Origin of the sequence: Sporosarcina oncorhynchi (assembly GCF_033304615.1) — a bacterium.
Taxonomy (GTDB): domain Bacteria; phylum Bacillota; class Bacilli; order Bacillales_A; family Planococcaceae; genus Sporosarcina; species Sporosarcina oncorhynchi.
This window is the reverse complement of the sequence record NZ_CP129118.1, coordinates 1,589,662-1,613,289: the sequence shown is the minus strand read 5'-3', so window position 1 is coordinate 1,613,289 and position 23,628 is coordinate 1,589,662. Positions and strand designations below refer to the sequence as shown.

18 protein-coding genes and 2 pseudogenes are annotated in these 23,628 nt (G+C 39.8%); 8 read left to right on the top strand and 12 right to left on the bottom strand.

Annotated elements, in window-relative coordinates; translation table 11 throughout:
• Positions 1 to 13: 13 nt before the first annotated feature.
• From QWT69_RS07680 to QWT69_RS07660, 5 genes are all read right to left on the bottom strand, one after another.
• The gene (locus tag QWT69_RS07680; protein ID WP_317970576.1) at positions 14 to 613 is read right to left on the bottom strand and encodes a YpjP family protein; all 600 of its coding nucleotides are present in this window, start codon (positions 611 to 613) and stop codon (positions 14 to 16) included.
• A 284-nt stretch (positions 614 to 897) separates the two neighbouring features.
• Positions 898 to 1,677, bottom strand: coding sequence for a class I SAM-dependent methyltransferase (locus QWT69_RS07675; protein ID WP_317970574.1), 780 nt, complete (start codon positions 1,675 to 1,677; stop codon positions 898 to 900).
• Entirely contained in the window at positions 1,674 to 2,111 is a 438-nt protein-coding gene (locus QWT69_RS07670; protein WP_317970572.1) for a BrxA/BrxB family bacilliredoxin, read from the bottom strand. Before QWT69_RS07670 ends, QWT69_RS07675 begins: the two co-directional genes overlap by 4 nt.
• Before the next feature lie 378 nt (positions 2,112 to 2,489).
• Positions 2,490 to 3,623, bottom strand: coding sequence for a virulence factor (locus QWT69_RS07665; protein ID WP_317970570.1), 1,134 nt, complete (start codon positions 3,621 to 3,623; stop codon positions 2,490 to 2,492).
• A gap of 17 nt (positions 3,624 to 3,640) precedes the next feature.
• Positions 3,641 to 5,527 carry an ABC-F family ATP-binding cassette domain-containing protein gene (locus QWT69_RS07660; RefSeq protein WP_317970568.1) on the bottom strand — a complete coding sequence of 629 codons (1,887 nt, stop codon included), beginning with the start codon at positions 5,525 to 5,527 and terminating at the stop codon, positions 3,641 to 3,643.
• A gap of 384 nt (positions 5,528 to 5,911) precedes the next feature.
• On the opposite strand from QWT69_RS07660, the gene QWT69_RS07655 reads away from it, so the two are divergent.
• Together QWT69_RS07655 and QWT69_RS07650 are read left to right on the top strand one after the other, a co-directional pair.
• On the top strand, positions 5,912 to 7,405 hold the full coding sequence (locus QWT69_RS07655; RefSeq protein ID WP_317970566.1) for a peptide MFS transporter: 1,494 nt from the start codon (positions 5,912 to 5,914) through the stop codon (positions 7,403 to 7,405).
• A gap of 137 nt (positions 7,406 to 7,542) precedes the next feature.
• Positions 7,543 to 8,556: pseudogene (locus tag QWT69_RS07650) on the top strand (DUF1646 family protein).
• Positions 8,557 to 8,635: 79 nt separating this feature from the next.
• Here the strand turns inward: QWT69_RS07650 and QWT69_RS07645 are convergent.
• A complete protein-coding gene (locus QWT69_RS07645; RefSeq protein WP_317970564.1) occupies positions 8,636 to 9,604 on the bottom strand; it encodes a proline dehydrogenase family protein in 969 nt (322 codons plus the stop codon).
• A gap of 248 nt (positions 9,605 to 9,852) precedes the next feature.
• On the opposite strand from QWT69_RS07645, the gene QWT69_RS07640 reads away from it, so the two are divergent.
• The gene (locus tag QWT69_RS07640) at positions 9,853 to 10,275 is read left to right on the top strand and encodes a MarR family winged helix-turn-helix transcriptional regulator (RefSeq protein WP_317970562.1); all 423 of its coding nucleotides are present in this window, start codon (positions 9,853 to 9,855) and stop codon (positions 10,273 to 10,275) included.
• Positions 10,276 to 10,366: 91 nt separating this feature from the next.
• On the opposite strand, the gene QWT69_RS07635 is transcribed toward QWT69_RS07640, so the two are convergent.
• Positions 10,367 to 11,791, bottom strand: coding sequence for an amidase (locus QWT69_RS07635; RefSeq protein ID WP_317970560.1), 1,425 nt, complete (start codon positions 11,789 to 11,791; stop codon positions 10,367 to 10,369).
• Positions 11,792 to 12,206: 415 nt separating this feature from the next.
• On the opposite strand from QWT69_RS07635, the gene QWT69_RS07630 reads away from it, so the two are divergent.
• Both QWT69_RS07630 and ilvA read left to right on the top strand, forming a co-directional pair.
• On the top strand, positions 12,207 to 13,109 hold the full coding sequence (locus QWT69_RS07630; RefSeq protein WP_317970558.1) for a diacylglycerol/lipid kinase family protein: 903 nt from the start codon (positions 12,207 to 12,209) through the stop codon (positions 13,107 to 13,109).
• Positions 13,110 to 13,270: 161 nt separating this feature from the next.
• Entirely contained in the window at positions 13,271 to 14,542 is a 1,272-nt protein-coding gene (gene ilvA, locus QWT69_RS07625; RefSeq protein WP_317970556.1) for a threonine ammonia-lyase IlvA, read from the top strand.
• 55 nt (positions 14,543 to 14,597) lie between these two features.
• Here the strand turns inward: ilvA and dacB are convergent, their stop codons facing one another.
• Positions 14,598 to 16,085, bottom strand: coding sequence for a D-alanyl-D-alanine carboxypeptidase/D-alanyl-D-alanine endopeptidase (dacB, locus tag QWT69_RS07620; RefSeq protein WP_317970554.1), 1,488 nt, complete (start codon positions 16,083 to 16,085; stop codon positions 14,598 to 14,600).
• A gap of 149 nt (positions 16,086 to 16,234) precedes the next feature.
• Positions 16,235 to 17,652 (bottom strand): annotated as a pseudogene (locus QWT69_RS07615) (NAD-dependent succinate-semialdehyde dehydrogenase).
• A 203-nt stretch (positions 17,653 to 17,855) separates the two neighbouring features.
• Here QWT69_RS07615 and selD point away from each other — a divergent pair.
• Both selD and mnmH read left to right on the top strand, forming a co-directional pair.
• Complete coding sequence (selD, locus tag QWT69_RS07610; protein ID WP_317970552.1) at positions 17,856 to 18,911, top strand: selenide, water dikinase SelD; 1,056 nt, start codon at positions 17,856 to 17,858, stop codon at positions 18,909 to 18,911.
• 25 nt (positions 18,912 to 18,936) lie between these two features.
• Entirely contained in the window at positions 18,937 to 19,968 is a 1,032-nt protein-coding gene (mnmH, locus tag QWT69_RS07605) for a tRNA 2-selenouridine(34) synthase MnmH (RefSeq protein WP_317970550.1), read from the top strand.
• Positions 19,969 to 20,020: 52 nt separating this feature from the next.
• On the opposite strand, the gene QWT69_RS07600 is transcribed toward mnmH, so the two are convergent.
• Entirely contained in the window at positions 20,021 to 21,310 is a 1,290-nt protein-coding gene (locus QWT69_RS07600) for a purine/pyrimidine permease (RefSeq protein ID WP_317970548.1), read from the bottom strand.
• A 273-nt stretch (positions 21,311 to 21,583) separates the two neighbouring features.
• On the opposite strand from QWT69_RS07600, the gene QWT69_RS07595 reads away from it, so the two are divergent.
• Entirely contained in the window at positions 21,584 to 22,066 is a 483-nt protein-coding gene (locus QWT69_RS07595) for a general stress protein (protein WP_317970546.1), read from the top strand.
• A gap of 45 nt (positions 22,067 to 22,111) precedes the next feature.
• On the opposite strand, the gene QWT69_RS07590 is transcribed toward QWT69_RS07595, so the two are convergent.
• Both QWT69_RS07590 and QWT69_RS07585 read right to left on the bottom strand, forming a co-directional pair.
• Entirely contained in the window at positions 22,112 to 22,669 is a 558-nt protein-coding gene (locus QWT69_RS07590; protein WP_317970545.1) for a DUF420 domain-containing protein, read from the bottom strand.
• Positions 22,670 to 22,860: 191 nt separating this feature from the next.
• Positions 22,861 to 23,610, bottom strand: coding sequence for an amino acid ABC transporter ATP-binding protein (locus tag QWT69_RS07585; RefSeq protein WP_317970544.1), 750 nt, complete (start codon positions 23,608 to 23,610; stop codon positions 22,861 to 22,863).
• Positions 23,611 to 23,628 lie beyond the last annotated feature (18 nt).

The following is a 23,628-nucleotide window of genomic DNA, read 5'->3' as shown; positions in this document are numbered from 1 at the left end:
CCGCCAATATGGTTTAGGATAACCATTTCGGCGGTGTGTTTTTTGACCAATAGATATCACCCAGTGAATGGTGGCCAGTAAAACCATCATCTGCAGTGTGGTAATGAAAGTTATAAAAATAACCGTCTTGTGGCCTTTTTTCCGTGCGTACGTGGAAACGGATTAGATCGCTACCGTCATTTTTGTCGGTTACGTGAAAAATCTTTTCGGAATAATGTCCTGACGGTTTCTCTGCTATAAATAGACGTCTGTTGTCCAATCCTCCGAAAGAGAGTACTGTTTTGCTTATAACTTCTTCAATTTGCGGGAAAATGAACTCGTCAAATTCAGGTTGGATAACAGGGCCGATTTTTGATCCGAATTTCAAATAAGCCAATTCTTTAGCCGGGGTGAATAGAATGTTTTCAATAGAAGAAACGGAATCGTAATCGCGTTCAAATATTGAATTTTCAAGGCCGAGTTGCAATTCGTGTTTGGAGGAAGCACGAAAATCCGATTCTCGCGCATCATCTTTCGGTTGAAGATTTGTCCATATTTCATGATTTGGCGAAATGACGCCGAGTGTCAGGACGGCAACGGTTGAAATAAGCAATCGCTGGAAGTGTAGTTTCATTGTCTTCACCTGCTTTTCTAGTTATAGGTTACTATTAATTTAAAGAATAATTTATGCCATTACAGCTTAGTACGAAAAAAACTTGAAAAGGTTTCATATTTCTTCTTTTCATTGTACAATAAATACGAACATAATTGTTGGGTTTTATGAAGGAGGTTTTATAAATGAACGTAGAATTGCTCATGGGAATCGGAATGCTCGCACTCGTCCTTTATTTAAGCTCATTGAACTTTACGCATTAATAACCAAAAACCGTCTCTTCCATTTTGGAAAAGACGGTTTTTTCATTTATTCAAATGGCCAAAATGAAATTTTGTATTCGGTCTTTCTTCTCGAATGAATCCAAAATCTTGAAAAACAATGGAATCATAATGGGCTTTGATGACAACACGTTTCCTGCATACTCTATACGCTTCGCTCACCCATTCTTCTGTCAGGTTGGAATGGACACCCGCCTGTCGAAGCGGAGTGAAATTGGACGATTCTTCAATAGGTGCGTGGAACATCGGATCGATGTAGACGACATCCATTGAATTCGCCCGCTGCAATTTCAAATAATCGATTGCATCATTTTGTACGACTTCGATACTAGACATAGAATGCAGCAATGCATCTGATTCCGTTAGATAGTGCTGGAGACCATATTTTGTTATAAATGCGACAGTAGGATCAGCTTCTATACCTATACACCTTCCACTGTTACCTGTTTTATAGGAGGCAATAATACTATCTGAAGCTAGCCCAAGGGTACAATCCAGAAATTCATCACCTTGTTGAAGATCGCACGCCTCAATGAGTGGATCGATACCACCTTTCAATAACCGTTTCAACCGGTACGCGGCTGAGTTGGGATGAAAAAAGAATGGTTTCTCCATGCCGATTTTGAAAAACTCAAACCGGTTTTTACCAGCAACAAGAACATGTGCATTGTATTCTTGCTGGACGCGTAAAATCGATTTTTTATTTCTAGGAACGATTCGAAAACCTAATGCACGTTGAGCATATTCTGCTAATAAAACAGACTTTCCGTCAGGTCGTCCAGCTGTAGTAATAACCGTTGTCACTTATTGGAGACTTGATCTAGAACTCCTGAAAGATGCTCTTTGATCTGTTCCATTTCAAAATTCTCAATTTGTTCCCGTGGGATGAAATACGCTAGTTTACCATCTTTCCATACAGCGATAGAAGGCGAACTTGGCGGAACTTCCGGGAAATAATCTCTCATCATCAATGTCGCTTCTTTATCTTGTCCTGCAAACACCGTCAATAAGTGATTGGGTTTTTCTGTTACTTCGTTTAATGCTTCCCTCACTGCTGGTCTCGCTAGTCCTGCTGCGCAACCACAAACCGAGTTCACAACAATCAGTGCAGTTCCTTCAATGTTATCCATCGTCTGTTCGACGGCTTCCGCAGTCGTCAGTTCAGTGAAACCATATTGCACAAGCTCTTCACGCATCGGTTTTACAATACTTTTCATATATTCATCGTATGCATTCATCGGTTTTCAGTCCCCTTTCAATTTGTTCACATTCATTTTACATGCTAGGGATAGTAATTTCATCCTTTCGTATTCGGATGGCACTTTTTTAGTTTACATAATATTATTATGTTTCGAATTTGACATTGGAATAACTAATATAATGAAAATGTGGAGATCAGTTTGTATTCAAACCGCCTCCACTTACTCAATTTTAAAGAAATATATTTATTCATTTGGCGTAAACCTGACAAGGAAATCTTGTGTCCCTCGCTTTGAGGATTGACTAGAATATCTTTCGGCTAATATTCCGACTAGTAAATATTCATTACGATATTTCAATGAATACATAATAGTTTCTAACATTCCATTCAATAAATTCTTTAAAACTTACCTATTTTATCTGTTACCATCACTACGAGCTTCTGTCATTTGCTTCCATACCGAACCTTTCGCTTCTTCGCCTTCTGCTATACGGGCAATCGCCATTCTAATTTGAAGTTTCACTTCGAATTCAGAATCATCCTCAGCTGCCTTTAGTTCCGGCAGTGCTTTTTCAGTACCCGCTTCATATAAAAACATTGCCGCACGCCAACGCACAAGTTTGTTTTTATCTTGTAAGGCTCTTACAGCAGCTGCTTCAAATCCTGTGAAACCTAAATCACTCATGCAATCACCCGCCGTTCGGCGAACTGCCCAACTTTTGTCTGTCAGTGCTTTTTCTACATAAGGAATGACTGCTTCATCTTCAATCATCCCGAGGTATACTGTCGCTAGTCGTCTTATCGACATTTTTTCATCGTCGAGCGCTTTGTCGAGCAACGGCAAATCCGTTAAGTCCGGATCAGGCATCTGATCAATTAGTTGGAATCTCCTTTCCCATTCATCATTTTCGAATTCCGACAACGTCACTTTTACTTTTTCAGAAGCCGCAGACGACTTTCCTTCTTTAGATTGCTTGATGATTTCTTTTAACCGTTCTTCAGGATAAGCAGCTTCTACTTCTGAAACAACTGTTTCGCCGATTTCCTTTTTATCGCCATAACGTATGCCATAATCCGCCCATTTTCGCAGAAGGATATAGTTTTCCACTTCCGCACTGTGAACTTCATCCATGGCGCGTGCAAAGCGATCACTTAAACCAAAACGCAATTCAGACTCACTGTCAAAAACCTTCACTTGCAAAGGGATATCTTTATACGTTTGCACATGGACATACACTTCCCCGTAATTATCAACCGCGACTTCATCGTCCACATTAACTGCAACGGTTTGCTCATCATTGAAAATGGCCTGTACTTCCGCAAGTATATCTTCCCAGGGTACATTACCAATCCTCTCGACAGCCATAAAATCCATTACATGATAAATCCCCTTAACACCTTTGATGGCAAGAATTTCAGAAACAGGATAAGGAGCTTTTCCAGTATCTTCTTTCTTATAGTTATGACCGATTCCCATTGGAAGCGATACGTCCACTACTATTTTCATCGAGTTCGGGCTTGGTGTAGGTTCTATCGTAATAATCTTCACTTCGAATCACTCTCCTATTATCCTTCAACAACTTCCTGCAAATAAGTCCATCTTTCAAGAAGTTGTTCATATTTGCTGTTCAATATCTCCAGTTTCTTGTTAAGTTCACTCAATTTATCATAGTCTGATCCAAATTCGACCATCATCTTTTTAGCTGAGCTTATTTGTTCTTCGATTGTTTCAATATCTTTTTCAATTGTTTCCCATTCTTTTTTCTCGGCATAGGTCAATTTCTTTTTCTGGTCGGCCGAAACGATAACAGGTTCAATTATTTCTTTCTTTACTTGTATCTTTTGATTTTTTTTCGAACCCATTTCTTCAATAAAATCAGAATAGGTGCTAAAGGAAATTTCCACTTTACCCGATCCGTCAAGCACCCATAACTTTGTCGAAGTTCGGTCTAGGAAGAACCTATCATGGGAAATAATCAGTACAACCCCTGCAAAAGAATCGATGAATGTCTCCAGAATGGAAAGGGTTTCGATATCGAGATCATTTGTCGGTTCATCCAACAAGAGGACATTCGGCTGTTCCATAAGCAATTTCAATAAATATAGCCTTTTCCTTTCCCCACCAGACAACTTTCCAATTGGAGTACCGTGGGATGAACTTGGGAACAAAAATCTTTCAAGCATTTGAGTCGCAGATATCCTCACGCCGTTCCCATCCTCAATATCATTAGACGTTTCCCTAATAAATTCGATGATTCGTTTATTCTCATCCATCTTCGGTAACTGCTGATGGAAGTGTGCAATTTTCACCGTACTTCCCTTTTCGATACGACCTGTATCTGGCTCTATATCTTCAGCAAACATTTTCATCAATGTCGTCTTCCCGGCACCATTCGGACCGACTATGGCGATTCGGTCACCCGATTGTAAAAGACTGCTGAATCCATCGATGATGACTTTATCACCATAAGACTTGGAGATCTCTTGCACCTCAATGACTTTCTTCCCTAGACGGGATGTTTTCAAAGCAACATCCATTTCCGCAGATGCATCATTTTTCGACACCTTTTCTTCAAGTTCTTCAAAGCGTCCGATTCTCGCCTTTTGCTTTGTCGATCTTGCTTTCGCCCCGCGGCGTATCCATTTCAGCTCAGTCCTATACCGGTTACGCATTTTCGCATCTGTTGCCTCGGACATTTCTTCCCTAATCGCTTTGGATTCTAAGTAATCACCAAAGTTTCCTGTATGTGAATAAAGCGTACGATCCGCCAATTCAAAGATTTGAGTCGAAACTTCATCCAAAAAGTAGCGGTCGTGTGTGATGAAGATGACTGCACCTGACTCGTTTTTTAAATAATCCTGTAACCATTTTATAGATTGGACATCAAGATGGTTCGTCGGTTCATCCAGCAATAGTAAATCCGCAGGTTCTATGAGCACCTTCGCCAATGAAACCCGTTTTTGCTGTCCTCCTGAAAGTTCTCCCATCTTTTTATCAAATGAATCGATTCCAAGTTTCGTAAGAATCATTCGTGCTTTCGTATTCAAATCCCACGCTGAGCGATTATCCATTTCGTTTTGCATTTGCGAGAACCGTTCTTGGTTTTCGGTTGACATAGGATCGGTTGTCAACGCGATTAGTGCGTGTTCGTATGCCAAATTCACTTGAAGAATTGGCGCATCCGATGTGAAGACTGTTTCCATGACCGTCAATGATTGGTCAAGATTTGGGTCTTGAGGTAAGTAGGAAATACTGTAATTATTTGGATGCTCTTTAGTCAAGCTGTCCGCTTCTACAGTTCCTGCAATAATTGAAAGAAGTGTAGATTTCCCTGTTCCGTTTATGCCAATCAGACCAATCTTCTCACCCTCTACGATTGTGAATGCAATATTTGCAAAGAGGGTCTTCTCTCCGACTGTCTTAGTTAGCTTTTCAATAATCAATTGACTCATTCGAACACATCCATTTCTAGTAACTGCTTATGTCCATAATAGCTTATATTAGCTAATTTTTGAATGCGAACGTGTTACATCTCTATAATTACAGTGTGTGACAGCAATATATGAACCCTAACGTATCGGTTTTCTTTGTATCGATCTCTATTTCAAGGGCAATCTACAATGAGTATTTCCACTTCGGCCCCTATAAAGGTAATTTATATATATGTTGAATAATTATGTATATTAATATTCGTAAATAGTTTACCAATATACGCCAAACATCTAAATATAGAGTTTATTCGCCATTAAACAACATTTTATCTTCAGTGAATTTAATTTTGACTTCCAATTTACTTATTTCGTATAATGAAAACCATCAAAGGAGGAATACACACAATGAACCGGATACATAAAGACGAAATTGTAGATAGCGTTCCTCAAACAGGATTTTTTGGTCACCCTAAGGGGCTATTCACATTATTTTTCACCGAATTCTGGGAACGATTTTCATATTACGGAATGAGAGCCATTCTAGCCTTTTACATGTATTATGAAGTGTCAAAAGGCGGTTTGGGAATCGACAAAAATACCGCATTAGCAATTGTCTCCATTTACGGATCACTTGTTTACATGTCAGGCATCATAGGTGGTTGGCTTGCTGACCGGATTTTTGGTACGTCTAGAGCCGTCTTCTACGGTGGGATATTCATCATGCTCGGTCATATCGTCCTAGCGATGCCTGGATCATTAACGATGTTCTTCATATCAATGGTGCTTATCGTCATCGGGACAGGACTTCTGAAACCGAACGTTTCCACTATGGTTGGAGATATATACAGCGATGATGATGTCCGTAAAGATTCTGGCTTTAGTGTTTTCTATATGGGTATTAACATGGGTAGTTTTATCGCCCCGTTGATAGTAGGGACAGTAGGTTTAGAATATAACTTCCATCTTGGTTTCGGATTGGCTGCTGTAGGAATGTTCCTTGGACTTCTTTTATTCGTTTTCACAAAGAAAAAGAATCTTGGATTGGCTGGCACTCAAATTGCGAATCCATTGAGCCCAACAGAACGTAATCGAATGATAAAGATTGTCATTGCAGTCGTTTTAGTTCTCGGTTTACTTGTCTATATTTCTATACCGAGAGGCTGGTTGACATTCGATTCTTTCATCATATTTGTCGGGATACTTGGCTTTGTTATCCCTTTCTCTTATTTCTTCTTTATGTATAGAAGTAAAAAGACAAGTGCGGATGAAAAATCTAGAATTCTTGCGTATATACCTTTATTCCTTGCATCCGTCATGTTTTGGGCGATTGCTGAACAAGGCTCCACAATTTTAGCTTTATATGCCGATACACGGACAAACTTAGATGTTTTTGGGTTCCATATTTCACCTGCATGGTTCCAGTCATTGAATCCATTATTCATCATCGTTCTTGCCCCCGTGTTTGCATGGCTATGGATTAAGATGGGTAGAAAGCAACCTACTATACCTCAGAAGTTTTCATTTGGTATCCTCTTTGCCGGGATTTCATTTATCGTCATTTTAGTACCCGGCTATTTAGGCGGAACGGAAGCACTTGTTAATCCGATGTGGCTTGTTTTAAGTATCTTCATTGCCGTTATAGGAGAACTTTGTTTGTCTCCAGTAGGTCTTTCAGCAACGACGAAACTGGCGCCTGCTGCGTTTTCAGCACAAACAATGAGTTTATGGTTCTTATCGAATGCTGCTGCACAAGCGTTAAATGCACAGCTTGTCCAATATTACTCTCCCGAAAATGAAATGATGTATTTTGGAATAATTGGAGGTACTGCAATCGTTTTGAGTATCCTATTATTCATTATTTCTCCGATTATCTTACGCTATATGAAGGGTGTACGTTAACCTTCTACTTAAACAGCCTTAAAAGCACACTCTTCCAGGGTGTGCTTTTTTCATTCATCCGATTTCTATTATTGTCTTTATAAGAATAGATTAATATATAGTACTAGCTTTTTTCACGTATAGAAAAGAGGTTTTATATGTACATTGGATTATTTGTTGTTTTAGCCATGGTGCTTTTACTGCCATTTGCAGTAAAATCCGTAGAAAGAAATTTGGAATTATTTTTATTCATCATGGGTCTAGTAGCTGCCATGATTAGTAATGTGTTAAATTCATCACTTCTATCTGAAGCGCTTCATAATCCAATCAATATTACATTCGCAGTTGTTATCGCAGGGCTTCTCTTCCGGCTGTTTCAGATACCTTTTAATAAGAGCGTCAGATACATTTCAAAGCGAATGCCATTTCCTTTGTTCATTGCTCTCGTTGTGATAATTCTAGGTATCGTTTCAAGTATTATTACAGCAATTATCGCCGCCATTATTTTAGTTGCATTAGTCAGCGGGCTTAACTTAGCGAGGAAAGATTAAATTCGTTTTGTAGTTATTGCGTGCTTTTCAATCGGTATGGGTGCGGTCTTAACCCCAATTGGCGAACCATTATCAACGATTGCAACAAGTAAATTGAATGAAACATTTTTTTATATGCTGAATCTTTTAGGCGTGTATGTCTTACCAGGGGTTATTTTCTTCGGTATTTTAGCAGGCCTACTCATCAAACCTCCTTCCAGGAATACAAAAAATTCGAAAAACACTAGTTCTGAATCTATTTTTGCAATCGTCATCAGAGGTTGTAAAGTGTATATTTTTGTCATGGCTCTCACATTACTAGGAGCGGGTTTTGAACCTTTCATCGGAAAATTTCTATTGGATATCAATCCGTATAGCCTTTATTGGATTAATATGGTTTCCGCAGTACTGGACAATGCTACACTTGCTGCAGCTGAAATCAGTCCTGACATGGATGAAACAACGATACAAGCCATCCTCCTTGGTTTAATCATCAGTGGAGGCATGCTTATACCCGGAAATATCCCTAACATCATTGTTGCTGGGAAGTTGAAAATCACAAGTCTTGAATGGGCACGCATCGGGATTCCTGTCGGGCTTGTCTCAATGATTCTATATTTCATCGTTATTAGCGTAAGTTGATGGAATAACTACCATTAAAAAAATGCAAAAAGCCGTCAGCATCCTTAATGGATACTGACGGCTTTTCAGTAGACGCAGATTATTTCTTTTTCGTCAATCTGCCCAAAGCGAACGCACCTGCGGCGAGTCCTATCATCGTATTTGTCTTCTTATTAAATACCTGTTTTACAATTAAGTTCATGTTCTGTGGTCTTTCAGCAAGTCTGCGCATGAAATAACCGTACCAATCCTGGCCAAACGGAACGTATGTGCAGAAGTTATATCCCTCTTTCGCCAGTTCCAATTGCATATCTTTCCGGAATCCATAAAGCATTTGGAATTCAAATTTATCATTTGGAATGTTGTTCTCTTTAACAAACTGCTTCACATGATTAATAACATTATGGTCGTGTGTCGCAATGGATGTGAACTTACCATTTAACAAATGCCATTCGATTAGTTCGATATAATGCTTATCGATCGAAGCTTTGTCCTGGTACGCATATTCTGCTGGCTCTTTGTATGCACCTTTTACAATTCTGAGACGAAAATCCTTATGCTTATGCAAATCTTCATCAGCACGGAAGAAATACGCTTGAATAACCGTTCCGATATTGTCATATTCAACAGATAGCTCGTCCAGTAAATCAAAAGACGGCTGAAGACGGTTATGGTCTTCCATATCGAAATTCACGAAAATACCGTATTCATGAGCGGATGAAACAATTTCCCTAATATTTGATTTGCAGAAATCATAGTCGATATCCAGTCCCAATTGAGATGGCTTCAAAGAGATATGAGCATCCACCTCATGTTCATGAATGGCAGAAACCAATGCAAGAATCTGATTTTTTGCTTCTGTTGCTTCCTCTTTTTCATACACAAATTCCCCGAGGTTATCGACAGTGCATGAAATACCGTGTTTGTTCAATTCTTTGATGCTTTCAATTGTCTGATCGATCGTAGTTCCAGCGACGACATTTTGAGCACCCAATTTTAATCCGTATTTTTTTGCTGCACTATTCAAAAACTGGTTTTGAGATAAGCCGATAAAAAAATCTTTTAACATTTCCATAACTCCTCGACAAAAAATTATTATTTTCAACATGAATTATACCATAGCCTTCTCATTTAAACACATTATTAAGCGGTATGAAACGCAAGTTGATTTCTAAGAAGCCTTCTTGTTGTCTAAAATCATTTAAATAGCAAGATAAGTTCTTCAACCTGACTTAATAACTTTGTTTATCATCAAATGATGTGGTTAAATAATAACTGACCTGTAATCGCAGACTTATTAAAAAAGGGGGATTTTACGTGTCAGAGAAAACGATATTTGAGTTACTTCACACCATTGAACAAGTTACACATAAAATTCTAGTACGCTGGCGACAATCATCTGAAATCGACCTTGGCATATCACATATTCTAGTTTTACATGAACTAAGTGTCCACGGGGAAAGCAGACCGTCCGATTTAGCAAAAAACTTGAATTTCACACCGGCATCTTTGACTCATCTGTCAACGAAATTGACGAAGCAGAAGTTAATTGTAAGACGGCAGGACGAAACAGACCGTCGCACTTCCTATTGGTCGATAACAGACAAAGGTCTGGATATCCTTTCGGAGGCACAGGAGAACGGTCAGGTCGTCAGGAAAGAACTATTTTCGCATCTTTCTAGTGAAGAACAGTCAACCTTATTGGCAATTTATAAAAAGTTGAATGAATCTTTGGACTGAAATTCTTTTCATTCAAATAAATAAAACCGTAAGATGAATAAGATTCTCATTTTACGGTTTTTGATTATGAAATAAACCTCTATGTTTTTTATCAATCAGCCCTACTATACCCTCCGAATTTTCTTTCAAGAAACTCTCCAAGTTTGAAAATCGCATCTTCTTGACCGTTCTTTCCGATGATTTGCACGCCGATGGGCATTCCATCTTGATCCTTACCGACAGGGATTGTTAAAACAGGTAACCCCCATGTATTAGCATATGCCGTGAATGGCATATATTGCATGAAGGATTTTTTAATGGAAAAGATTTCTTTATATACGATTCCATGCTTTGGAGCGGCAGTATGGTAGACAGGCATGACAATCAAGCGCCGATCCAAATACGTATCTAACAGTAAGTCCCCTTCGCTTAGAATCTGCCTCATCTTCTCGACTCTTTTTGAAGAAGGTTTGAATAAAGAAGCACCAATAAGCGCCCATGACAGATAGCGGTGGATCTTAGACGTCCCATTCGTCAGTTCTTTTACATACTCCATGTAAGGATTCCTGTTTTCTTCCCCAAATGCATCCGACTTGGTTGACTTTCCACCATCAATAGACATAATCTCCTGCCATAACAATGCCGCGTCATCCAATAACGGCAATGATTCACGTTCTGCCTGAAACTCACTTTTAACAAATAAGTATATGTTGTTCAACAAACGAATCGTCTCATCCGAAAGTGGAAAATCTACCGTGCGGAAAACATTGACGGTATACTCATCCATATTTTGGTTGGACATCTTTGAACCAGAAACAATTTCATATACAAGCCGCGTATCCCGGACTGATTTAGCGATTGGTCCGATCCCGAGCATCCTCTGCTGCCACACATCTTCTACAAACGGATAACTGCCTCTTTGCGAAACTTGACCATTGCCTGATTTAAATCCAATCACTCCGTTAAAATGACTTGGAAAACGGATGGATCCACCTATATCCGATCCAAGACCCACTGCCGCACTGCCTGATGCAATAGCAACCGCTTCCCCGCCACTCGACCCGCCAGCTGTCCTTTTTACATTCCACGGGTTATTTGTTCTGCCAAATAGCTTATTATCCGTTTCCTGACAAAAACATAATTCAGGCGTATTTGTTTTCCCAAGAATGATGGCTCCTTCAGCTTTTAGCTTACTGACGACATCGGCATCAAACTGAAGGACATTCCCTTTCCAGCGAACAAGACCACCTGTCGTTTGCATTCCGCTGACATCGAAGGATTCCTTCATGCTGATCGGCACACCGAATAATCGACCATCCACTTTCCCGTCCTTCAGCATTCGATCAGCTTCCTGCGCTTCTAGTAGCGCTATCTGAAAACGGTTTTCTGTCATGAAATTCAAAGTCTGTTGTTTATCTTTTATATGTTCAATGTACGTTTCTGTTATGTCTACAACTGTCATTTCTTTGTTTTTAATCCATTCACTAATTTGGATGGCATCAGCATTTAAAATAGCAGTCTTTTTATCAGTCATCATTAAATTTTCTATATGCCCCACTCCCCATTTAAATAATAATTCACTCTATTCATTATAATGAATAGAAAGCTAGTTTACAAACTAATCAGTTGCATCTAAAAGTTGTTCAGAAGAAAAAAATTGCAGGAAAACAGTAGTATCCTGTTTCCTGCAATCCAATTTGGATCTTTTCTCAGAGTAAATTCATGAATATGACGACTACAATAATGGCAGATGCAATCCCTAAAGCTGTCCATTGACCAACGTCAGGTTTTTCAGGTCTGCTATCCCACTTCTGCATACTGTTCAACTCCTTTTAAAATCACTTTCAATAAAAAGCTTGTGCTGAATATCGTGATATTATCCAACCAGTTAAAACTTACTGACTTCCATTTACCCTATTATGCTAAACTATGCATAGGATTGGAGGAAATCAATGTATATTTTCATATTAAATCCAAAATCAGGAAATGCAAAAGCTCTTTCAAAATGGTCAAAACTCAAACCTTTTCTCGATGACCATCAACTCTCCTATGAACTGCATGTCTGTAAAAATAATGAAGATACACGAAAATATATGAATGAAATGATTCATCGTTGCCATATAACGGCATTCGTTGTCATCGGCGGTGATGGAACAATCAGTTCAGTGATTCAACAACTCAGCTACACGGATATTCCATTGGCAGTGCTTCCTGCAGGTTCCGGTAATGACGTGAGCAGAAATTTCAATTTAGTATCAGAAGTACACAATTTCGCTCATAAACTTCTTGAGAATGAAAAGATTACAATTGACCTTTTACAAGTTAACGGTTTGTATGGAGTGACAGTAGCAGGGGTTGGATTAGATGCAATGATTGGAAAACGAACGGATGAATCTTTCTATAAGAGACTGCTGAATCGGATCAATTGTGGATCTTTCGCTTATACGATTGCTGCAGTTATTGAGTTATTGCAATTTAAACCATTCCACGGAAAGTTGACGATAGATGGTAAAATGCTCTTGGATTCTGAACTATGGCTCATCGCAAGTGGAAATGTAAAAATGTATGGTGGCGGTATGCCAATCTGCCCGAGTGCTGATCCTCAAGACGGATGGATTCAAGTGACTACGTTACATAATGCCCGGCGCTTAAAGGTTCTTACCCAGCTTTTCCCTGTTCTTCTTCAAGGAAAACACATTTTTCAAGATGAAGTTCTGTATGCAAAAGGGAAAGAACTTACCATTCAAACAGATAGACCAGTGTCCCTTGTCATCGATGGGGAGATATTCCACACAGATAATGTTGTCATTTCCATGAAACAAAAAGCATTACAACTCATTAAAACAAGCTATTAAGAAGATGGATTTATACTTTTTCATTAAGTAAACGCTTACATAATTAACTTAATAGACAGTCTATCGAAATTAATACGCAATTAAGAAAACATGTATGTCTTTCTCTTCCATTTCATGTTACTATAATAAAATCTTCATTATGATAACGGAGGAATGACTACATGACCAAAACGTTGAAAACACATCCTAATACTGTGCTTGTTGAAGACATTCTTATCGCAAATCAATTGCTGAAAGATGTCGTCTCGCATACACCTTTACAAAAAAACGAAAGATTATCGGAAAAATATGCTTGTACGGTTTATATAAAACGAGAAGATTTGCAGCATGTCCGCTCTTTCAAATTACGTGGTGCATTTTATAAGATAAAAATGATTGAAAAAGAAGCGAAGGAACAAGGAATTATCTGTGCGAGTGCGGGTAATCATGCGCAAGGAGTCGCATTTGCATGCGCATATTTACAAATAAGCGGTAAGATCTTTATGCCGCAGACGACCCCTAAACAAAAGGTCAATCAAGTAAGAATGTTTGGAAAGAATTTTGTTGAAATCATACTTGTCGGGGACACTTTTGATGATTCATTCACTCACGCAATGGAATGTGCTGATACAGATAATCGAATTTTCATCCATCCTTTCGATGACAAAGAAATTATTGCGGGTCAGGGTACGGTGGCGGTCGAAATTATGAATGATATTGAAGAACCGATGGATTTCGTGTTTTCAAGTATTGGTGGTGGCGGTCTTATGTCCGGCATCAGTACGTATATTAAAAATTTATCACCATTAACAAAAATGATTGGCGTGGAACCTGAGGGTGCATCAAGCATGAAAACCTCTTTCGAAAATGGTGAAGTGACAACATTGGATACCATTGATAAATTTGTTGATGGCGCTGCCGTAAAATGTGTCGGCAACATGACTTTTGAAATCTGCAAAAAATATGTCGACGAGATTATTAGTGTGCCCGAAGGCAAAGTTTGCACCTCTCTATTGGAATTATATAATGAACACGCAATCATTGCTGAACCGGCTGGCGCATTACCAATTGCTGCCCTCGATCTGCATAAAGATCAAATTAAAGGCAAGACAGTCGTCTGTATAATTAGTGGTGGAAATAATGATATTGGCCGTATGCAGGAAATTAAAGAAAAGTCACTTATACACGAAGGTCTTCTCTATTATTTCATTATTAATTTCCCCCAACGGGCTGGAGCGTTGCGACAATTATTGGATTCCGTTCTGGGACCTGACGATGATATTACAACATTTGAATATACGAAAAAACACAATAAAGAAAATGGCCCCGCACTTGTTGGCATTGAGTTGAAAAGAAAAGAAGACTATGCCGGATTGCTGGAACGGATGCAGCAGAACGGCTTTCCTTTCACCGAAATTAATAAGGATAGTACATTGTTTGAATTACTTATTTAAAAAAAGCCGGCAATGGAGAAAACTCCAATTGCCGGCTTTTTTTCTGTTGTATATCTTATTTTATAGAAGTTGTTGCAATCGCACTCGCGATACGATCCAAAGTTGGGATTGTACTCTTTTTCTGGTTTTGTGTAAGCACGCTAAAGATTAACGTCTCCCCTTCTACCGTCTCCACGTATCCGGCTAACGAATTTACATTATTCAAGCTCCCTGTTTTGGCTATCACTTTACCTTTAACGGCGCTACCGGTCAATCTGTTCTTTAGTGTTCCACCGACAAAGCGCTCCTGCATACCAGAAACAGGCAACCCTTGTACAAAACTCAAGTACCAAGATGCATTTCTGACAAGGTATAGTAATTCAGTCAGTTGTGCTGAAGACACCTTGTTTTTATGAGACATGCCTGAAGCATCCTCAAAAGACCATTCCGCAGGATTTAATCCAATTGACTGAGAATAATCACGCATCACCTGCAAACCGGAATTCCAGCTGCCATCCGCATACACGTGCTTGCCCATTGTTTTCGCCAATATTTCAGCATGGGTGTTATTGCTAAGCTTCATAAACGGCCTCATGAGACTTTTAAGAGGCATAGATTGCTTAGTCACAAGAACTTTCGTGTTTTCAGGGGTTTGTCTACGTAACACCTGCGCAGAAGGAACAAATTTGATCCCTTTTGAGGCAAGTGATTTTTTAAAGACATCCAATGTATAGGCGGTAGGATTTGAAACCGTCACCCATTCTTTCTTTCCAGCACTTCCTACTGGTACATTTCCGGAAATGATAATTTTGTTCGTGCCCGACTGACGCTTTATCGTCAACGTATTCCGGTTGCCTTTTGCGACTGTTTTGGATTTATTGACGATAGAAACAACATTTGTATCCGGTGACATTGAAACTTTCGCTTTATAACCGTTTTTTGTTGGTGTTGCATTTACTATAACTGTTCCTGCATCATAGTCGTTGTTCGGTGATAAAGTCAGTCCCGAAATTTGTGCAGCATAATAATGCGTTTCATCACTTTTTTCGATACTCGGTGATAATCGTACAGCATCAAACCACGTATCATCCCCTATTAAATTACCGTTTATCTTTTTAATGCCCAGTTTCGATAATTGAGCAGCAAACTGATCCAAATCATTTTTCAACAACGTTGGATCTCCTTGACCCCGTACATACAAGTTACCATTTAACACACCGTTAACTACTTTTCCATCAGTTAGCAAATCTGTTGTGAATCGGTATTCTTCACCTAGCGTTTCAAGTGCTGCAGCCGATGTCAATAATTTCAATGTAGAAGCAGGTGTCACTTTCCGGTCTGCATCCGCTTCATAGATAATTTCACCTGTCGAAGCTTTACGAACTACCACACTGCTTACTACGGAATTCATGGATGCATCACCGAGCAATACATTTATCTTTTTTTCCAATGACTCATAGGGACTTGTAGCATGGACTTCCGATTGTGTAGGAAGTACCGTGAACACAGCTGCAAACGACATGACAATCGCCATTAAGATCATTGCACTTTTTCTTAAAAACAAATATTCCCCCTCCTTCTAGGTTGACGTTATAAGTCTACCATTTATTTATCAATCTATATATAGTTTTTTAGTTACTATTTTAATAGGGTTAAAATTATGTAAATTAAAATAGACATCCAATAATTACTTAATGGATGTCTAGCTAAACCTTATAATCCTATAGAAATATATTTTACTTCTATATATTCATCCATCCCCTGATGACCGCCTTCTCTACCAAGTCCACTCTGTTTAAATCCTCCAAACGGTGCTTGTGGAGTGGATGGCAAGCCGTCATTCAGACCGACGATTCCGTATTCCAGTTTCTCGCTCATACGTATGCCTGTTGATAGGTTTTCAGTGAATAGATAGGCCGCCAATCCATAAATGGAATCATTGGCACGATGCAGGACTTCTTCTTCTGACTTGAAAGTAGTAATCGGTGCTACGGGTCCAAAAGTTTCTTCGTGCATACAGATCATTTCATCGGTTACATTCAATAAAACGGTCGGTTCAAAGAATAGGCCGCTTTTCGTTTGTCCACCGACAGCTACTGTAGCACCCTTTTCTTTTGCGTCGTCAATATGGCTCTTCACTTTCAGGACAGCATCATTGTCAATAAGTGGTCCAATGGCAACTCCCGCTTCTTTGCCATCACCAACTTTCATCTTCTTGACACGCTCAACAAACTTTTTCGAGAATTCGTCAACAATCGATTCATGAACGTAAATCCGGTTCGCACAAACGCATGTTTGACCAGCATTCCTGAATTTTGCAGCAACAACACCATCAACTGCTTTATCGATATGTGCATCTGCCATTACAATTGCAGGAGCGTGGCCTCCTAGCTCTAACGAAATCTTTTTGACTGTATCCGCCGCCCCGCGCATCAATACCTTGCCAACTTCCGTGGAACCAGTAAATGTCAATTTACGTACTCTTGGATCTTGAAGCCAACTGTCACCAATTTCACCCGATTTACCGGTCACAACATTTATGACACCATCCGGAATGCCTGCCTCTTTTGCTAACTGAACCAACTTAATAGCCGTCAAAGGTGTTGCCCCTGCAGTTTAATAACAACTGTGCAACCCGCTGCTAAAGCAGGTCCAACTTTTCGCGTAATCATCGCTGCAGGAAAATTCCATGGCGTGATTACAGCTGTGACGCCAACAGGTTGTTTATGGATGATAATTCGTTTGTCAGAGCTGCTCGACGGAATCGTTTCTCCATATAGACGTTTAGCCTCTTCTGCGTAAAAAGAGATGAATCCGTTCGCATAACCGATTTCACCTCTCGCCTCCTGCATCGGCTTGCCTTGTTCTTCTGTCATGACTGTCGCAAGTTCTTCTGTATGCTCGGCAATTAAGGTATGCCATTTCATCAAATAGGAGCTTCTTTCATACGCAGAAAGTTCAGACCACGAATCAAATGCCAAGAATGCTGCGTCAACTGCTTTTTCAGCTTCGATCGTACCTCCGTTTGGAACTGTAGCGATTGCTTCACCGGTTGAAGGATTGATGACGTCAATTGTCGGAAGTTCACTTCCTACATCATTTCCGTTAATAATCATTGAAAATATCTTCATTTGATGACCTCCTTAATTTTCATAGCTATTCTCTACCAATGTATCATGTATATTTCCAAATTTCAGTCGAAGTGTTCCGAAAATATGGTTTACATAGGAGGACTAACTCTCAAAACGTTTAATGAAAAAACGTCGTAGTGCCCTTGCTACTTAGGTTGTGGTACACTAAATAATGTTAAAACGCTTGAAAGGCGGTTCACTAAATGAACAATTCTGATTCTCAATCTGTAAAACTAACGACATTGACAACGAAAGGGGGTTGCGGCTGTAAAATCGGACCAGCAGACTTATCGGAAGTCTTACGTGCCCTTCCTCCTTCTCCCTACGACCCCAACTTATTAGTCGGTTTAGATACAAGCGATGATGCGGGCGTCTATAAATTGAATGATGAACTTGCGATTGTTCAAACACTTGATTTTTTCACTCCGATCGTCGACGATCCCTATGATTTCGGTCAAATTGCAGCGACAAATGCTATTAGCGATGTATATGCAATGGGCGGAAAACCGATAACTGCACTTAATATCGTTGCATTCCCAATTGCAAATTTGGAGAAAAGTATCCTATCGGCTATTTTGCGAGGTGCGGGTGATAAATTGATTGAAGCGGGTGTAACACTTGTTGGTGGTCACTCGATTGATGATCAAGAACCAAAATTCGGACTGGCAGTTACTGGTACAGTACATCCTGATAAAATCCGAACGAATGCCGGTGCTCAAATCGGGGATAAACTCGTCTTGACCAAACCGATTGGTGTAGGTATTTATACGACTTCATTGAAAAATGGATTATTATCCAATGAAGAAATTCAACATGTTACTTCAGTTATGACAACTTTAAACAAAACAGCGTCAGAAGTAATGTATGCCTATGACGTGCACGCAGCGACAGATGTCACAGGATTCGGTCTGCTTGGCCATGCAACTGAAATGGCGAAAGCAAGTAATGTGTGCATAACGATTGTTGCAGACCGTGTTCCAATACTCCCTCGCACAAAAGAACTTGCTGAAGCAGGAAAAATCCCTGGCGGCACGAAAAACAATTTTGCCCATGTAGCAGATGACGTAACATATTCGGAACATCTTGACCAGATTGACCGCTATATACTTTGCGACGCCGTCACTTCAGGTGGCCTCCTCATCTCTATTTCAGGTGAACAAGTCGAAAATATGGTCGCCGAACTCAAAGAAAAAGGCATTGACGCTTCCGTTATCGGAGAAGTGACTGACGGACCGCAAGGAAAAATTATTGTAGAATGATCCCTATACTAGAAGGTGAATAACTATGTACCGCGATATAACGTTAAATGATTTATTGGAGCAAAAAAAACGTGAACCACACACGACAATCGATGTCCGTTCACCTTCGGAGTTCAAAGAATCAACAATTCCAGGAAGCATTAATATTCCTGTTTTCACAGACGAAGAGCGGGCAGAAATCGGAACACTTTATAAGCAAGTAAGCAAAGATGTGGCAACTAAACGCGGTTTGGAGATTTTTTCAGCGAAACTGCCGACTTTCATCGAAGAATTCAAGCATATCGACACATCAATGACTGTATTTTGCTGGCGTGGAGGCATGCGCAGTAAAACCGCAGCTACTGTTCTCGACTTGATGGGCATCCATGCAAACCGGCTAAGTGGCGGGATTCGTACATATCGGCAATGGATTGTAAAAGAATTAGAAAGCGCCACTTTCAAACCTGATCTGTTTGTCTTGAACGGCTATACAGGATCAGGGAAAACAATTCTACTGCATAAGCTCGCCAAGGATGGATATCCAGTTATAGATTTGGAGAATCTCGCGGGACACCGCGGATCTATTTTCGGACAAATCGGTCTCGAACCTAATAATCAGAAAAAGTTTGACTCGCTGTTGCTCCATGAAATTGAAAAAGTGAATGATCGCCCTTTCGTCTTTATCGAAGGTGAAAGCAAACGAATTGGAAAAGTATTGGTTCACCCTTTTCTATACGATAAAAAAGAGAATGGCGTCCAAATTTTCATCCATCTTCCCGTAGAAGAGCGTGTGAAGATTATTCTAGACGATTACGACCCAAAGACATCACCTGACAAGTTTATAGACGCTTTTAAAATGATAAAAAAAAGAATTCACGTTCCGATTGCTAATGAAATTGAGATAGCCTTGGATGAGAACAATTTTAATGAGGCTGTCAAGTTGTTGCTTGAACATTACTATGATCCACGTTATAAATATTCGACAACAAATGAGCAACGCGAAAAAAATAAGATTATTCAGGCGAATACAATCGATGATGCGTATGGACAGCTGATTGAGTTAATCAAGACATTTTAAATCCAAAAAGGACATTCAACACATTTGTGTTGAATGTCCTTTTTCATTTGCTTCAATTCGTTTTTCTCTCCCGCCAAAGTAAAAACTGTTCAACGACAATTGCAAGTACAGTACCTACTATCAACCCATTAGATAGAACAGCTGAAAATGCCCTTGGCAAATCAGACATGCTTTCTTGCGGAATGAACATAATTCCTACGCCTATCATCAATCCAATTGCCGCCGTTTTATATGCCCTCAACTGATGGCTCTCCCCTGCAAGCTCCAAGAAAGCCATTTCTACCATTTTAGTGAAAATCGCAAAAGTGACGGCATAAGCAACTGCTGGTGGTAAAGCTGCAAATATGGACATGATTGATGGAAATAGTGTCATGACCATAATGAGTATACTGCCCATAATGAACGGTTTTAATGAGGACAGCCGTGTAGCACCTACAAATCCTGCCGCTCCAGAAATCGGCACTGGTCCAATTGCAGAGAATAGCCCAGCGAGCAAATGATTCACACCTGAAGCAATTGAACCTTGCTTCATTCGATCGGGTGGTGTGACTGCGAATGATTTCTTTAATAAACTTTCCATGACGCGGATGGAAGCCATCATGTTTGCAATGAGCAATAATGTGATGAATGAAGCAGTGACTACGACACCGGTATCCCATACAGGTATTCCGTATACAAGCATATCAGGCAGACGAATTAAATTTTCTGACTCAAATTTGATGGCATGAGTTTTACCGATGATTAAAAATAATAGCCAACCGGCAGCAATCGATAACAACACTGAATATCTCGAAATCCAAGGTGTCTTATGATTCATCGTCAAGAACGTAACAAAGATAACTACTAAACTTCCAAAAAACAACACACTGTCAATACGATCATCGCCACTGTCTACACCTATCATTCCTTTTAAAAACGTGCCACTTAATTGCAAGATGAGCAACATCAAATAAGTAAAAGTGATCGCAGGCGTGAATAACGTTTTCATTTTGTTAATGACTCCTGTTAGAGCCAATATGATAAAGAGGACACCGCTAACGAGCATTCCGCTTTGAAGCGCTTGTAAAGCATCCGAACTCGTTGGATACATTACTCCCACCATTCCCGCGTACACAACGAATATCCCCCACCATAATCCTGCAGGACCTTCATTAATTGGAAGTTTATGTCCAATGAATGCCTGAATTAGACATGCCGCTCCAAGAACAAATATCGTTCGTTGGATGAACAATGTCGTTTCTCCAGCATCCATGCCAAATACATGCGCTATGGCAATGGGTGCAGCTATGGATGAAGCAATCAGAAAGACAGCCCATTGAATGCCACCAAGTACATTTTTCATAAAACACCTCAATATCAATGGAATCATTTCTTTTTCGCCCTTAAGTATACCACTTATACATCATGAACCGAATCCCCAAATAATTCGTCATTCTATTGCCTTCTGATTCGGAATTGTTGCCGGATTAGATACTAACGTCGACTGGCCATTCAGACTTATAAGCCGTCCTACCAACATCATTTGTAACATTCGTAATGTTTCAAACTAAACACTACGGGTATTCTCTATACTAGCAATCGAAGAATACTAACATTACTCAGGAGGCGTTTTATAATGGTACAACGACACGTAGTAGGCTATTATCATACGGAAGCAGAAGCGGTACAAGCAATTGAAGAATTGAAAACACAAGGATACACATCAGAAGATATATCAATAATTAGTAAAGACCACAATCAAGTCAACCATATCGAAGAAGAAACAGGTACACACGCGGCTGATGGTGCAGCTACAGGAGCAGCAACTGGAGGAGTCCTTGGTGGGCTTGGTGGTGTATTGCTCGGCATCGGCGCTTTAGCAATTCCAGGAATCGGACCCATTATCGCAGCAGGACCAATCGTTGCAGGCATCACAGGTGCCGCTGCAGGAGCTGGCGTCGGTGGTCTGGCTGGCGCATTAATTGGAATGGGTATACCTGAAGAAGAGGCAAATCGCTATAATGAATATTTCAATGAAGGAAAAATTCTTGTATTGGTCGATGGTGAATATAGAAATCCCAATAACCGCATGGATTATCCAGATAGACCACTCGTATAATGAAAGAAAAAGGCAGTCCCGCAAATGGGGACTGCCTTTTTCTATTTAATAATAGGGAGAAATCATAAGATAAACGAGGACACCGGTAAAGCTGACATATAACCAGATTGGCATCGTCCATCTGACAATTTTCCTGTGGCGTTCATGTTCTTGATTCCACGCACGGGCAACACTCGTCAAAGCAAGCGGCACGATTGCAGCAGCCAGTACAATATGTGTAAGTAATACAAAATAGTAGATGCCTGCTAATAACCCGGAACCTCCGTACGGAGTGGAGGGTGCTAAATAATGGTAAGAAACATACGTCACGAGAAACAGAGTTGTCGTGAAAAATGCAGCGTAAATAAATTTCCGGTGAACAGTAATATTCCTTTTCTTGATCGCGATTAATGCGCCTACGAGAAAGAGAAATGTAAAGCTGTTAAATATGGCATTCATCATCGGAAGAATCGTAATATCGAATGCAGTGAATTCCTCGACTCCCCTACGCCCAGAGAGTAAGCCAATAACCCCTATTAACACAACTGATAAGATAATGATTGCGGGTTTATAGTTTCTTTTCTTGAATGGCTTGCCTGATTGTATTTCAGTTCCTTTGTTCATAAGCAGTACATCCCTTTCTATCCACTCTATCACTCTGTAGTGTACCATATTCCCATCTAAATATAGTCAACTTCACAGTGTTGTCAAATTCAAAAAGCCAAAGAACAAGTCTTCAGCCGGGATACATTTATTAGAAGACTAGTTGACTAGTCTTTTCACCACATTTGTTCTTCCATACATTTGTTCTTCCATTAATTTCGCATTGTACGCTGCAAGAAAGCTTTTGTACGTTCCATTTGAGGATTCGTCAACAATTCAATTGGACTACCCATTTCAATAATTTCCCCATTGTCCATAAAAATCGCTTTATTGGCGACATCTCTTGCAAACTCCATCTCATGCGTGACAACAATCATTGTCATAGACGCTTGTGCAAGATCCTTCATCACCTGAAGCACCTCACCTGTCAATTCTGGATCGAGCGCGGATGTTGGCTCATCAAACAATAATATGTCTGGATTTCGCATTAATGCGCGTGCGATAGCCACTCGTTGCTTCTGTCCACCTGAAAGGTTTGCAGGTAAGACATTCGCTTTATCTACCAAACCAACCTTTGCTAATAATTCCAATCCACGCTCCCGATGTTCCGTCGTACTTCCCTGCTTAAGAAGTTTAGGTGCCAGTACTAAATTTTCTAGTACGGTTAAATGAGGGAATAAGTTGAAATGTTGAAAAACCATTCCCATTTTAGATGTGATTTGTTTTAATTGCTGAGGTTTCGAATAAACGCCATTATTTACAATGAATTCTCCTTCCACTGCAATACTACCTCCATCAATTTCTTCTAAATGGACTAAGCTTCTTAGCATCGTGCTCTTCCCTGAGCCTGATGGTCCAATAACTGCGATGACATCGTTTTTGTCCACATCAAAGCTAATTTGTTTTAAAACTTCAAGTGGTCCAAATGATTTTTTTAAATTGGATACTTCTAGAATCGCCATATAAATCACTCCCTGGAG